Source organism: Homoserinibacter sp. GY 40078 (assembly GCF_008017545.1).
In the GTDB taxonomy this organism is placed as follows: Bacteria; Actinomycetota; Actinomycetes; order Actinomycetales; family Microbacteriaceae; genus Homoserinibacter.
This window is the reverse complement of record NZ_VRTZ01000002.1, coordinates 569,744-583,202: the sequence shown is the minus strand read 5'-3', so window position 1 is coordinate 583,202 and position 13,459 is coordinate 569,744. Positions and strand designations below refer to the sequence as shown.

General features: G+C 69.0%; 13 protein-coding genes, 1 tRNA gene and 1 other RNA gene. 5 read left to right on the top strand and 10 right to left on the bottom strand.

Annotated features, from left to right (window positions below; genetic code table 11):
• Positions 1-41: 41 nt before the first annotated feature.
• Both FVQ89_RS11565 and FVQ89_RS11560 read right to left on the bottom strand, forming a co-directional pair.
• The gene (locus FVQ89_RS11565) at positions 42-977 is read right to left on the bottom strand and encodes a helix-turn-helix domain-containing protein (protein ID WP_147902084.1); all 936 of its coding nucleotides are present in this window, start codon (positions 975-977) and stop codon (positions 42-44) included.
• Between the two features lie 40 nt (positions 978-1,017).
• A complete protein-coding gene (locus FVQ89_RS11560; RefSeq protein WP_147902083.1) occupies positions 1,018-1,188 on the bottom strand; it encodes a methionine aminopeptidase in 171 nt (56 codons plus the stop codon).
• 32 nt (positions 1,189-1,220) lie between these two features.
• On the opposite strand from FVQ89_RS11560, the gene map reads away from it, so the two are divergent.
• The 3 genes from map to FVQ89_RS11545 all read left to right on the top strand — a co-directional run bounded on the left by map (position 1,221) and on the right by FVQ89_RS11545 (position 3,214).
• The gene (map, locus tag FVQ89_RS11555; protein WP_147902082.1) at positions 1,221-2,105 is read left to right on the top strand and encodes a type I methionyl aminopeptidase; all 885 of its coding nucleotides are present in this window, start codon (positions 1,221-1,223) and stop codon (positions 2,103-2,105) included.
• A 22-nt stretch (positions 2,106-2,127) separates the two neighbouring features.
• A complete protein-coding gene (ppgK, locus tag FVQ89_RS11550; protein ID WP_147902081.1) occupies positions 2,128-2,877 on the top strand; it encodes a polyphosphate--glucose phosphotransferase in 750 nt (249 codons plus the stop codon).
• Between the two features lie 133 nt (positions 2,878-3,010).
• Complete coding sequence (locus tag FVQ89_RS11545; RefSeq protein ID WP_147902447.1) at positions 3,011-3,214, top strand: cold-shock protein; 204 nt, start codon at positions 3,011-3,013, stop codon at positions 3,212-3,214.
• A 64-nt stretch (positions 3,215-3,278) separates the two neighbouring features.
• On the opposite strand, the gene rnpB is transcribed toward FVQ89_RS11545, so the two are convergent.
• The 7 genes from rnpB to FVQ89_RS11510 form a co-directional block, all read right to left on the bottom strand.
• Positions 3,279-3,656, bottom strand: an RNA gene (gene rnpB, locus FVQ89_RS11540) — RNase P RNA component class A.
• A 21-nt stretch (positions 3,657-3,677) separates the two neighbouring features.
• Positions 3,678-4,103: a reverse transcriptase-like protein gene (locus tag FVQ89_RS11535; protein WP_147902080.1), complete on the bottom strand. Its 426-nt coding sequence runs from the start codon at positions 4,101-4,103 to the stop codon at positions 3,678-3,680.
• Positions 4,100-4,840 carry a zinc ribbon domain-containing protein gene (locus tag FVQ89_RS11530; protein ID WP_147902079.1) on the bottom strand — a complete coding sequence of 247 codons (741 nt, stop codon included), beginning with the start codon at positions 4,838-4,840 and terminating at the stop codon, positions 4,100-4,102. The genes FVQ89_RS11535 and FVQ89_RS11530 overlap by 4 nt, the downstream gene beginning before the upstream one ends.
• Before the next feature lie 36 nt (positions 4,841-4,876).
• Positions 4,877-5,695 (bottom strand): Nif3-like dinuclear metal center hexameric protein, encoded by an 819-nt coding sequence (locus FVQ89_RS11525; protein ID WP_147902078.1) that lies wholly within the window; start codon positions 5,693-5,695, stop codon positions 4,877-4,879.
• 4 nt (positions 5,696-5,699) lie between these two features.
• Complete coding sequence (locus FVQ89_RS11520; protein WP_147902077.1) at positions 5,700-8,375, bottom strand: cytosine permease; 2,676 nt, start codon at positions 8,373-8,375, stop codon at positions 5,700-5,702.
• On the bottom strand, positions 8,372-9,286 hold the full coding sequence (locus FVQ89_RS11515) for a DMT family transporter (RefSeq protein WP_255513575.1): 915 nt from the start codon (positions 9,284-9,286) through the stop codon (positions 8,372-8,374). The genes FVQ89_RS11520 and FVQ89_RS11515 overlap by 4 nt, the downstream gene beginning before the upstream one ends.
• A 41-nt stretch (positions 9,287-9,327) precedes the next feature.
• Positions 9,328-9,400, bottom strand: a tRNA-Val gene (locus tag FVQ89_RS11510).
• A gap of 38 nt (positions 9,401-9,438) precedes the next feature.
• Here FVQ89_RS11510 and FVQ89_RS11505 point away from each other — a divergent pair.
• Positions 9,439-10,122 carry a hypothetical protein gene (locus FVQ89_RS11505; protein WP_255513574.1) on the top strand — a complete coding sequence of 228 codons (684 nt, stop codon included), beginning with the start codon at positions 9,439-9,441 and terminating at the stop codon, positions 10,120-10,122.
• Between the two features lie 12 nt (positions 10,123-10,134).
• Here the strand turns inward: FVQ89_RS11505 and FVQ89_RS11500 are convergent, their stop codons facing one another.
• The gene (locus tag FVQ89_RS11500; protein ID WP_147902076.1) at positions 10,135-10,608 is read right to left on the bottom strand and encodes a peroxiredoxin; all 474 of its coding nucleotides are present in this window, start codon (positions 10,606-10,608) and stop codon (positions 10,135-10,137) included.
• Positions 10,609-10,723: 115 nt separating this feature from the next.
• On the opposite strand from FVQ89_RS11500, the gene aceE reads away from it, so the two are divergent.
• Positions 10,724-13,450 carry a pyruvate dehydrogenase (acetyl-transferring), homodimeric type gene (aceE, locus tag FVQ89_RS11495; protein ID WP_147902075.1) on the top strand — a complete coding sequence of 909 codons (2,727 nt, stop codon included), beginning with the start codon at positions 10,724-10,726 and terminating at the stop codon, positions 13,448-13,450.
• Positions 13,451-13,459: the final 9 nt, after the last annotated feature.

Here is a 13,459-nt window from a genome sequence, read left to right as displayed (position 1 = left end):
TCCTTGGGGTCGATGGCGACCACCGTAGGAAACCCGGGCGTTCAGGACTGTCGAGGCGACGACAGGTCGATCTCGGATGCGCGCCACGCGGAGGGCGGCGCCCCGAAGCGCGCGCGGAAGGCGGCGCCGAACTGCGACGGCGTCGCGAACCCGAGGAGAGCACCCACCTCCGTCGCGGTGAGATCCGGACGCGACCGCAACAGTTCTGCCGCCCGATCGAGGCGACGCTCGCGGATCCGAGTCGAGATGCTCTCGCCGTACGCCGAGAACGCCCGCTGCAGGGTCCGGGGCGAGACCGCGAGGCGCCTCGCAAGCCACGGCACGCCCAGTCGGGGATTCTCGAGGTCGTCGTCGATCATCCGCTCGATGGCGAGACGCAGGCGGGAGCTCTCATCGACGAGCCCGTCACCCGCGAGAGCATCGAGAGCACCCACGAGGATGCGCCCTAGGGCCTCGTCCGTATGTTCTCCGGCATCGCCCGCGCCCGCGACGACAGAGCGGACGACACTCGCCACTGCGAGCCCCACCGAGGTCAGCGGGCGCGATCGGATCGGACCCCTGAGACCGTCGTAGCGGCCCCCCACGACCCCCGGGGGCAGAACGACGAAGGTGACCTCGGCCGTCCCGGCGTATGCCACCTCGAACGACTCCCCCGCCGGAACCACCACGATCCTGTCGCGCGCGATCCGCTCGCGCCCTCGGCGGTGCTCGATCCAGCCGTCGGCGTGACGGCTGAGCAGCACGAAGACGCTCCCGTCGTCGTCATCTGTCGAGGCTCGCCTCGTCGACCGGACCGCCGACACACGCGCGTCGACGAGCCCCACGCCGGCGACCTCGGATGCCATCAGCCGAGCGCCGAACGATGCGGAATCCCGGATGCCCTCGACACGCTGTGCGACGAGGGTGTCGACGAGCGCGTCATTGAAGGCGAGCAGGCCCTGCTCGCCGGCGAACGAACGGACCGCCGCGGGCGTCACGTCGTCAGAGTACGCCGACGCTCGTGACGATCGCGTTACGTCAGCGGTCGCCCTCCTCCTCGGCGGCCCAGGCGCGAGCACGCTCTCGGGCGATCTCCGGTGCGCGTGCCGCCTCCTCGCGTGTCGCGAAGGGGCCGTCCCGGTCCGATCCAAGAGATTGCGGGCCCTCTTCGACCTCGCCGGTCTTGTGGTTGTACCACCACTCGGACATCTGGCCGCCTTCCGCTCGGTATTCTTGAGCCTATGCCTCGCGACGCTGCCGGTCACCTCGTCGCGGGCCGGATCTCTCCGTTGCGTGCCGTCCCCACATCGATTCCCCGACCCGAGTACGTCGGGCGCCCGGGACCGCGGCCCTTCACCGGCTCTGATGTGTACACCCCGGAGGAGATCGAGCGCATCCGCGTCAGCGGCCGGATCGCGGCTCAGGCGGTCGAGGCGGTCGGCGCGGCGATCCGGCCCGGCATCACGACCGACGAGCTCGATCAGATCGCCCACGAGTTCCTCATCGCGCACGACGCCTATCCGTCGACTCTCGGCTATCGGGGCTTCCCGAAGTCGTCGTGCACCTCGCTCAACGAGGTGATCTGCCACGGCATCCCCGACGACACCACCCTGCGGAACGGCGACATCGTCAACATCGACATCACCGCGTTCCACGACGGCATGCACGGCGATCTCAACCGCACCTTCCTGGTGGGTGACGTCGCACCCGAAGCCCGCGATCTCGTCGAGCGCACCGAGGAGGCGCTCCGGCGGGGCATCCGGGCGGTCGCGCCCGGCCGCGCCGTGAACGTCATCGGGCGCACGATCGAGAGCTACGCGCGCCGCTTCGGCTACGGCGTCGTGCGCGACTACACCGGCCACGGTGTGGGCAGTGCGTTCCACACCGGCCTCATCATCCCGCACTACGACGCGGCCCCCCGCTACGCCACCGAGATGCGGGTGGGCATGGTGTTCACGATTGAGCCGATGCTGACCCTCGGCACCCCCGACACCCCGGGCACCGCCGAGTGGGACGCCTGGGACGACGACTGGACGATCACCACGCGCGACCTCAGCCTCACCGCACAGTTCGAGCACACCCTCGTCGTCACCGAGAACGGTGCCGACATCCTGACCCTGCCGTGACCCGCACCCCGGAGGTAACCCCATGAGCACGCTCGCCGTCGGCATCGACATCGGAGGAACCGGCATCAAGGGGGCACTCGTCGATGTCTCGGCGGGTGAGCTGGCGAGCGAGCGCGTGAAGGTCCCGACGCCAGAGGGCGGGGACCCGGATGCGGTACTCGATGCGGTCGCCGAGATGGTCGACGGACTCGGCGAGGAGGCGAGCGGTCTTCCGGTGGGCGTGTGCTTCCCCGCGATCGTGCGCCACGGCAGGACACTCTCGGCCGCCAACGTCTCGGATCGCTGGATCGGACTCGAGGCCGAAGCGCTGTTCGAGAAGAAGCTCGGCCGGGGCATCCACTTCGTCAACGACGCGGATGCCGCGGGGGTGGCCGAAGTGCGCTTCGGGGCAGCCCGCGACACCGACGGACTCGTGATCATGACGACGCTTGGGACCGGCATCGGGAGCGCATTCCTTCATGACGGGGTGCTCATCCCGAACTCAGAACTCGGTCACCTGGAGATCGACGGCACCGACGCCGAGCATCGTGCCTCCTACGCGGCCAAGGAGCGCGAGGAGCTCGACTGGCCCGACTGGGCGGCGCGGCTCCAGCGCTTCTACGGACACGTGGAATACCTGTTCTCGCCGGAGCTTCTCATCGTCGGCGGCGGGGTTTCGAAGCATCACGAAGAGTTCCTCCCCCTCCTCGACATCCAGACGCCGATCGTCCCCGCGGTGCTGCGGAACAACGCCGGCATCCTCGGCGCGGCGTGGCTTGCGGCACGTCACTGACGCCTGCTGCCCAGGTTGCCGACGGGTTTCGGTTCGATGACATCTGTCGTCAGCCGTTGACCAAACCACGCGGAGGTGCACTACGGTGGGCGAATGCCCCATAAGGGGCATGCAGTTCGACGAAAGCAGTCACATGCCCACTGGAACCGTCAAATGGTTCAATGCCGAAAAGGGTTTCGGCTTCATCACCCCCGACGATGGCCCTCAGGACCTCTTCGCGCACTACTCGGCCATCGACGGCCGGGGTTACAAGACTCTCGAAGAGGGTCAGCGGGTTGAGTTCGAGGTCGCACAGGGCGACAAGGGGCCGCAGGCCGCAAACATCCGCGTCGCCTGACCCCTGTATCGACGCCCCCGGAATCCGTTCCGGGGGCGTCGTCATGTCCGGGGCGAGATGGATGCGAACGGGCCGGCCGATACGCCGGGTTCTGTCGGTCGGATCTCTCCGACCGGACGGCCATCTCTCTCGGGGATGCGTTGCCGCAGCCCTCCAGCGGTCTACCCGACGCCTCGGCGAGCAGCCTCATCGGCGTCTGTCTGACCTTGCTCCAGGCGAGGTTTACCCAGCGGATCCGATCGCTCGGACCCCTGGTGGTCTCTTACACCACCGTTTCACCCTTACCGCCGCCATCCCGAAGGACGACGGAGGCGGTCTACTCTCTGTTGCACTTTCTCGCGGATCACTCCGGGTGGGCGTTACCCACCGCCCTGCTCTGTGGAGCCCGGACGTTCCTCGGCGTACGCCCGAAGGCGCACGACGCGACCGTCTGGCCGACCCGTTCGCGCCCCCAGGATACCGGTCAGCGCTCGAAGCTCTCGCGGCGGTCCATCGCCTCGTTCGCGAGGCGGTCGGCGCGGGCGTTCTCGAGGCGCGGCACCCACTCGAACCGCACCGGCGTCCCCGTCAACAGCTCCCGCGCCTCGGCCGCGAGCTCCGCCATCGCCGGGTGCTTGATCTTCCAGCGGCCGGACATCTGCTCCACAACGAGCTTCGAGTCCATTCGCACTCGGAGAACCGCCTCCGGGTCGAGGGCGATCGCGCGCCCGACGCCCGCGAGCATCCCGCGGTACTCGGCAACGTTGTTGCTCGCCACCCCCACGTAAACGCCGATCTCGGCGAGGATCTCCCCACTCGTCGCATCGATCACGACGGCACCGGATCCCGCCTGACCGGGATTCCCACGAGAGCCCCCGTCGGCCTCGACGATCAGCTCGCGCGGGCTCACAGGCCGGACTCCGCGGTGCGCACGAGGATCGCGCTCGAGTCAGGGCACAGCAGCACGTCGTCTGGGGCCGCTGTCCGTACAGCTCCCAGGTCGGTCGCAGTAAGCGCGACTCCGCTGGCCGCGGACACCCCGCCGCGGAGAAGCGACGCGCCCACGCCGTACCGCGCGCGCTGCTTCTCGTACAGCGCGAGGAGATCCGCGGGGATGCGCGCGGCCAGTGCCTCCCGGCTCTCTTCGACGGCTCGGCGCTCGGTCTCGAGCGCGGTCACGGCGAGGTCGCGGTTCTCCGCGGTCTCGCCCACGCGACTCTCGAGTTCGGTGACCTCGGCGCGCGCGGAGGAAAGGGCGGTCTGGGCCTCCTCGAGGCGCTCCATCACCACGAGCTCGATCTCTTCCAGCTCGTCCTGCCTCTTCGCCAGCGCGGCGAGCTCCTGTTCGAGCGCCTGTACGTCCTTCACCGAGCTCGTGCCCTGCAGACGCCCCCGGTCGCGTTCGATTCGCGCCTCGACGACCTTCACATCCGAGTCGACACGGCCGAGCTCGGCCTGAATGTCCTCTTCGATCCCCAAGCGCTCCGACGCCAGACGCCGCGCCGCCTCGAGCTCGGCCTCCAGTGCCGCCAGGGCTGCCGCCTCGGGCAGGGATCGGGCGACATTGCCGAGACGCTGGAGACGCGTGTCGAACTCCTGCAGGTCGAGAAGGAGCGCCTGGTCGGCGGGGGCGGCCTTGAGGCCCATCAGCAAATCCGTTTCGTTCGAGCGGCGAGGCCGCAGTCAGATGAGGGCGAAATCCCAGGGGTCGGTGCGCAGCTCGCTCACCGTCACCTCGACGCCGGGCAGGGCGTCGCGAAGCGCCGCAGCTGCGGGTTCGAGCCAGAGCCACTCGGCGGCCCAGTGCGAGATGTCGAGCAGCGCCGGACCACCAGCGACGCGGGCGTTCTCGCGCGCCTCGGAGGCAGGGTGATGGCGCAGGTCGCTCGTGATGTAGACGTCGGCTCCCGACACGGCGGGGTTCTCGATCAAGGAGTCGCCCGCACCCGCGCACAGCGCCACCCGCCGGATGGGCGTCGAGAAGTCACCGGCACCGCGGATGCCCTGGGCCGTCGGGGGAAGCACATCCATCAGCTTGCGAGCCAGATCGCCGAGCGCCATCGGAGTCTCCAGCTCTCCGACGCGCCCGAGCCCCCGCGCGGCATTCCAGGACGACGGAACGATCGGTCGCGCATCGAGCATGCCGAGAGCTCGGGCGAGCACCGCCGACGTGCCGTCTTCGACGATGTCCGCGTTGGTGTGCGCGGCGAGCAGGCCGCATCCGCCCCGGATGAGTCGTGCGACCACGCTGCCCTTGTAGCGGTCCTCAGCGACGCTCGTCACGCCCCGCAACAGAAGCGGATGATGCACGAGCAGCAGCTGCGCGCCCACCTCGAGCGCCTCATCGACGGTCTCTGCGACCGCATCGACGGCGAGATGGATCCGCAGCACCTCGGCAGCGGGGTCGCCGACGACCAGCCCGGGCGCGTCCCACGGCTCCGCGCCGTCGAGCGGCCACAGCTCGTGGGCCACGTCGACCACGTGGGACAGGGTGGGGGTCACGTCCTCAGTCTACGAGCGCGTCCACGGTCGGCATCCCGCCGGCGGGAGTCCGCTCGAGAGGACGCTCCTGGCGACGGATGGCCGGGATGCCTGCGACGACCGGAAGCAGCAGCCCCAGGCCGAGTGCCACGAACACGCCGAGGTCGCTCGACATCCAGGGCTCGTTAGCATCGATCGCGCGGAACAGATAGCCCTGCCAGTCGAGTCCCGACACGGTCGCACTCGTGAGGCCGAATCCGACGACCGACACGAGGACGAGCCCCACGACGTTCACCCAGCGCACCGACGCGTAGACGCCACCCGTCGCGAGCAGCGATGGCGTGTGGAACCGACGCTCGCGCAGCATCATCTCAGCGGCGAAGATTCCCGTCCATGCCGCGACGGGCACAGCGAGCGTCGTTGCGAGGTCGCGGAGCACCCCGCCCATCCCCGTGCCGAATCCGACGAAGGTGGCAGCCAGCACACCCGCCGCCAGCGCCCCGACAGCAGCCGCCGCGGGTCGTGGCAGCTTGGCCCCCGTCGAGACCACCGCGAGACCCGCCGAATAGATGGCGAGCGTTGCGGCCGACAGCAGACCGAGTCCGGCTGCCGCGAGGAGCGGCACAGTGAGCCATCCGGGAGCCATACCCAACACCGTCGACACAGGCGCCGCGGCGAATGCCGCCGCGAGCTCCGGATCGGAGGCGGCGAGGAGCCCACCCCAGGCGAGCACCCCCAGCGCCGGGAGCATGGCTCCCACGGCAGCCCAGATCATGTTGGCCCCGCCCGAGCTCGTGGGCCGCTGGTAGCGGGCGACATCGGAACTCGACTGCGCCCACGCCAACCCGACGACGCTGAACACGAGGGCCGCCCCGCCGATCACGAGCACCCACGAGCCGTCATCCTTGGCGATGGCGGTCGCGAGATCGAGGCGTTCCCAGGTCGCGGCGATGGTGACAGCGAGAAGCACGGCGGCCAGGAGGGTGAGGATGCGTTGCAGCCGGTACAGCACCCCATAGCCGACGACCGCGACGAGGCCGGCGACGACCGTCCCCGCCGCGACCACGACGATGACCGTCACCTGTGCGAGAGGTTCGCCGTGATCGAGCGTCCCCGCAACCGCCACAGCCAGCAGCCACAGCATGACCGCGGCCCAGAAGACGCGGCCGAGCACCGCGAGCAGCGCCGGGACGAGGTTGCCCCGCACGCCGAACGTCGCTCGCGAGATCACCATGGTCGGGAGCCCGCTCCAGCGCCCCGCGAGGGTGCCGAGACCAAGGGGCAACGCCGAGAAGCCGACGCCCACGACGATGGCGACCAGCACCTGCCGAAGGCTCATCCCCAGCGTGACGAGCGTCGCACCGACCGCGATCATCACGAACGAGGAGTTCGGGGCGAACCACATCCAGAACATGCGCGCGGCGACGCCTGCACGCTGCTCGATCGGGGTCGGCTCCGCCCCTGCCGTTTCGACGGAGAGGGTGTCGTCCGAATCCTCGACGGTCGACGCGCCACCCGCGCCCGCATCCGAGATCGGCTCGGCAGGCGGTGGCGCGTCATGCGCAACGTCGTCTGCCGTCTCGGCGGCATCCGAGGCATCCGAGGCATCCACGACGGGCGGCGCGAGAGGCATTGCCGGAACCACGGGGGGCGGGGCATCCTGCAGATCCACCGGGCTCGCGGGCGTGTCGAGCGATGTCGGCGGGACCTGGCCGACCGCCGTATCCGGTGACGGCGGCGGCAACGTCGAGACGTCTACCTGTTCACCCGTCCCGATCGGATGATTCGGCGGATCCGCGACGACAGGAGCACCCGTCGGCAGTGCTCCGGTCGCAGCCGCCTCCGGCTCCACAAGCGGCGTGGGTTCGAAGACGGGCGGCGGCGCGCTGCGCCACGGTGCGTCGTCCAGCAGGTCGTCGGCTTCGGTGGGCGCGGCTGGCACGGCCTCGTCGTGGAACTCGTCTCCGGCCACCACGAGCGGTTGGGCGTAGATGTCGGCCGACGGATCGTCACCCGACATCCCCTCGCGCTCCGGATCGGGCGCCGGAGTCCAGCCCGGGATCCGCCCCTCATCCGTGCTCGGCCCGGACTCCTCCGCACTCACAGCCGGCGACGCCGTCACGGGAGGGGCGCTCACGGGAGACCGGAACGCCTCGCTCTGGCTGATCGCCGCGCCCGCGCTCAGAGGAGGCTCATCCGATGGGCTCACGGGGGCCAGCCCCTGCCTCCGCCTCAGCTCGTTCTCGAGAAGCAGGATCGCGTCGAGAGTCGACGATGACGCCGCCTCGTTCTCTACGGTGCGGCTCAACTCGTCGTCGCCGAGACCGACGCCGGTAGCGGGCGCGCCCGGCTCGGGATCAGCGGCGATGTCATCCGGCGCCACGTACTCGGCGGGCGCGGGTGGCGGCGGAACAGGCACGGGAGGAAGCGAGGCGGGCGGGGGCATTCCCACGACGGCGTCGGCGGGATTCGGCCGCATCGCCGGCTCCTCGTTGACCACCGGGAGCGAGATCGGCCCGGTGTACATAGCGGCTTGCGCCGCGAGAGCTGCAGCGAGCTCGTCGTCGCTCGTCCGTGCGTCATTGCCGAACGGAGCGGGATACGAGCCGCGCGCGAATGGGGGGATTCCAGGCCGCGACGTCCCCGCGTCCGGGTCCTCCCCGGGCGGGTGTTCGGCCCCGCTCGATGGCACGTCGGTCATGGCTCGGAGTCTAGGCCCGCACCTTCGCGCATCCGGGGAGGACGGGCCGAGACCAGGAGGACGATGCCGATCAGGATCGACGCGACTCCGATCCACGCGAGTGGCTCCAGCCGCTCCCCCACCACGACGACAGCGAGCACCGTCGCCGTCACGGGCTCGAGGAGGGCGATGGTCGCGACGGCTGACGAGCGAAGGGTCCGCAGCGCGAACCCCACCAGGAGATATGCCACGAACATCGGACCGAGCACCAGATATCCGACGATCGGCCAGGAGCCGGGCGCATCGAGCAACGGCCCGCCCGTGACGATCAGGACAAGGACCAGGCCGACAGCGCCGCATCCGAAAACGGCCCCGACCACACCGCGCGACGCATGCCCGGCGCCGATCGCGCGCGCTGACGCGAACGTGTAAAGCGCGTACGCGATGCCCGCGGTGAGGCCGAGGAGCACGCCTGCGACGACGTCTTCGCCCGCACTCGGATGGCGGGCGGTCGCGAGCAGGATCATCCCCGCGATCGCCAACGCTGTGGCAATCGCCCACGCGCGCGAGAGCGGGTGCCGGTCGATCGCACGCTCGAGCACCGCCGTGACCACCGGTCCCGTCCCCAGAGCGACGACATTGCCGATGGCGACTCCCGCGAGATCCATGCCGGAATAGAAGGCGAGCGGGTAGACGAAGACACCGAGGGCCCCGAGTGCGACCCACCGGCGCGATCCCGGGTCGCGGAGCACCGCCACAGTGGCTCGCGGAGCGGTGAGGGCGAGGAGCAATCCACCGAACCCCATCGTGGCGGCACCGATGGCGAACGGGCTCACCGAGCCATCGACGAAACTCGCCGCCGTCCCGGTGGTTCCCCACAGCAGAGCAGCGACTGCGATCGCACTCGTCGCGCGCGCACGACCTGCCTCCACAGAGATCCTCTCCGTCCGAGTACGCGCCACTGCGCCTGTCGTGGGCCCTGAGGGTTTCGATCCCCCGACCCCCTCGGTGTAAACGAGGTGCTCTTCCAGCTGAGCTAAGGGCCCGGATCTCCGATCGTAGCGCCGAGGGCTAGGCTCCGAGCGTGAGTCACGGCTTCCGCACCCAGCCAGAGCACCGCTGGCCGGTGGCGGCGGCGATGGCTCTCGCTCTCGCCCTCTACCTCACGGGGCCCGGCGTGCTGATCTGGATCCGCGTCGTGGTCGCCGCTCTCGGCCTCGGCATCCTCGCGGCGCTCGTGACCCTCAACCCCCACCGCCTCAATCGAGAGACGCGATGGTCGCGCGTCGCCGGGCTGAGCCTCGCGCTGCTGCTGCTGCTCGCAAATCAGGTCGCGCTCGTCCAGTTGATCATCGACCTCCTCTACTCGGATTCCTCGGATGCGGGCCGCATCCTGCTCGCAGCCGTGCAGGTATGGGTCACCAACGTGATCGCGTACGCATTCGTCTATTGGGAGATCGATCGAGGTGGGCCGGTCGTGCGACGCCGCGAGCCGCGCGACGCGCTGCCCCTCGCGGACTTCCGCTTCCCGCAGGACGAGGACCACGACACCGTGGCCGAGGTCGCGGCCGGGTCGTCCAAGAACAGCGGCTGGACGCCCGCATTCATCGACTACCTGTACTTCTCGAGCACCAACACGATGGCGTTCAGCCCGACCGACACCATGCCCCTCACCACGAGGGCGAAGTCGCTCATGCTCGTGGAGGCGCTGTCGGGATTCGTGATCCTCGCGCTCGTGATCGCGCGGGCGGTCAGCGTGATCGGCTGACCCGCCCCGATCTCAGACCGAGACCGGGCGAACGAGGTCGAGCGCGGCGCGATAGTCCTCGAGCGAGCGCGCTTCGCCGGGGGCCGTGATGAAGGAGGCCCGGATGATGCCCGTCTCGTCGATCACGAAGGTCGCCCGGTTGGCGAAGCCCTTCTCCTCCAGGAACACGCCGTACTCCTTGGCAACCGCACCGTGCGGCCAGAAATCGGCCAGCAGCGTGAAGTCGTAGCCTTCCTCTTCAGCCCAGGCACGCAACGTCGCCTTCGAGTCCACCGAGATGCCGAGCAGCTCGACCCCGTGATCCGCGAAGAGCGCGAGGTTGTCGCGGAGGGCGCACAGCTCACCCGTGCAGGTGCTCGAGAAGGCGAGAGGGAAGAAGACCAGCGCGACCGGCTTCCGTCCGCGGAAGTCGCTCAGCCGCACATGCTCGCCGTATTGGTTGGGCAGGTCGAAGTCGGGTGCCTGCGTGTCGTTCTCCAAAGCCACGAGGAGGGATCATACGCCGGGTTTGCTGCCGCCGCCTGACGGTGCCGTGCAGGCCGTCGCTCGCGCAGCGGAATAGACTCGTCCACGGCCAGACACGATCAGGAAGAGGTCAAGGGTGACGGTGAACGACCAGGACCCGTACTCGGTGAACAACACCGACCAGGATCCGGAAGAGACCGCCGAATGGCAGGAGTCCCTCGACGCACTCGTCGAGGAGAAGGGCAACCAGCGTGGCCGTGAGGTCATGCTCAGCCTGCTGAAGCGATCGAAGGAACTGCACCTGGGTGTTCCCATGGTGCCGACCACCGACTACATCAACACGATCGCGCCGGAGAACGAGCCCGATTTCCCCGGAGATGAGGACCTCGAGCGGCAGTACCGGCGCTGGATCCGCTGGAACGCCGCCATCACGGTGCATCGAGCCCAGCGGCCGGAGATCGCCGTGGGCGGTCACATCTCGACCTACGCCTCCAGTTCGTCGCTCTACGAGGTGGGTCACAACTGGTTCTTCCGGGGACAGGATCACCCCTCCGGCGGTGACCAGATCTTCTACCAGGGCCACGCCTCCCCCGGCATGTACGCGCGCGCGTTCCTCGAGGGGCGTCTCTCGGAAGACGACCTCGACGGCTTCCGACAGGAGAAGTCCAAGGCGCCGCACGGGCTCAGCTCGTACCCGCACCCGCGCCTCATGCCCGAGTTCTGGCAGTTCCCGACCGTGTCGATGGGCCTCGGGCCGATCAACGCCATCTGGCAGGCGCAGAACAACAAGTACCTCACCAACCGCGGCATCGTGGACCGCAGCGACAGCCGCGTGTGGGCGTTCCTCGGTGACGGCGAGATGGACGAGGTCGAGAGCCGCGGTGCGCTCCAGTGGGCCGCGAACGAGAAGCTCGACAACCTGACGTTCGTCGTCAACTGCAACCTGCAGCGGCTCGACGGTCCGGTGCGCGGCAACGGCAAGATCATCCAGGAGCTCGAGAGCTTCTTCCGCGGCGCAGGTTGGAACGTCATCAAGGTCGTCTGGGGTCGTGAGTGGGACGAGCTGCTCTCGCGCGACTCGACGGGCGCTCTCGTGAACCTGATGAACGTCACGCCCGACGGCGACTACCAGACCTACAAGACCGAAGATGGCGCCTACGTGCGTGAGAACTTCTTCGGCCGCGACCCCGAGGCGCTCAAGCTCGTCGAGGGCTACAGCGACGAGCAGATCTGGAACCTCAAGCGCGGTGGGCACGACTACCGCAAGGTCTACGCGGCCTTCAAGGCTGCCGTCGAGCACGAGGGTCAGCCGACCGTCATCCTCGCGAAGACCATCAAGGGCTACGGGCTCGGCAAGAGCTTCGAGGGACGCAACGCGACCCACCAGATGAAGAAGCTCACGCTCGACAACCTCAAGCAGTTCCGCGACGAGCTGCGCATCCCCATCTCGGACGCCCAACTCGAAGAGAACCCCTACCTGCCGCCGTACTACCACCCGGGTCAGGACGACCCGGCGGTTCAGTACCTGCAGGAGCGCCGACGTGAGCTCGGCGGCTACCTCCCCGAGCGGCGCAGCAGCCACGTGGACATCCAGCTGCCGGACGACTCCGCCTACGCCGTCGCCAAGAAGGGGTCGGGCAAGCAGGAGGTCGCCACCACGATGGCGTTCGCGCGCATCCTGAAGGACCTGCTGCGTGCTCCCGGCATCGGCGAGCGCATCGTGCCGATCATCCCGGATGAGGCGCGCACCTTCGGAATGGACGCCTACTTCCCGACGGCCAAGATCTACAACCCCAACGGTCAGCACTACACCTCGGTCGACCGCGAGCTGCTCCTGGCCTACAAGGAGAGCCCGCAGGGGCAGATCGTGCATGTCGGGATCAACGAGGCGGGCGCGTTCTCCGCGTTCACGGCGATCGGCACCTCCTACTCGACGCACGGCCAGCCGCTCATCCCGGTGTACGTGTTCTATTCGATGTTCGGCTTCCAGCGCACCGGTGACGCGATGTGGGCAGCCGGCGACCAGATGGCGCGCGGCTTCATCATCGGGGCGACCGCCGGCCGCACCACGCTCACGGGCGAGGGGCTGCAGCACGCCGACGGACACTCGCCGCTGCTCGCCTCGACGAACCCGGCGGTCGTGAGCTACGACCCCGCATACGGCTACGAGATCGGGCACATCGTCCGCGCCGGCCTCGAGCGCATGTACGGCGGGCAGCACGATCGCCCGAACGTCATGTACTACCTGACGGTCTACAACGAGCCGATCCTCCAGCCGGCCGAGCCCGAGGAGCTCGACGTGGAGGGCCTGCTCAAGGGCATCTACAAGCTCAAGGAAGCCACCGTGCGCGGCCCGAAGGCCCAGCTGCTCGCATCCGGAGTGTCGGTTCCGTGGGCGCTGGAAGCCCAGGAGCTCCTCGCGAAGGACTGGGGCGTTGCTGCCGACGTATGGAGCGTGACCTCGTGGAGCGAACTGCGCCGCGACGGCATCGCTGCAGACGAGCACAACTTCCTGAACCCCACCGAGCAGCCGAAGGTGCCCTACGTGTGGCAGAAGCTGAGCGGCGCGGAGGGTCCGTTCCTCGCGGTGACCGACTACATGCACGCGGTTCCCGACCAGATCCGCGCGTGGGTACCCGGCGAGTACGCGACGCTTGGCGCCGACGACTTCGGCTTCAGCGACACGCGACCCGCCGCTCGCCGGTACTTCAAGATCGACGGCCCGTCGCTCGTGGTGCGCACCCTGCAGTCGCTCGCCCGTCGCGGCCAGATCGACCCGGCGTACGTCCTGCAGGCGATCGACAAGTACAAGCTGCACGACGTCACCGCCGGGACGACCGGATCGGCGGGCGGCGAGAGCTGACCCGGGTCC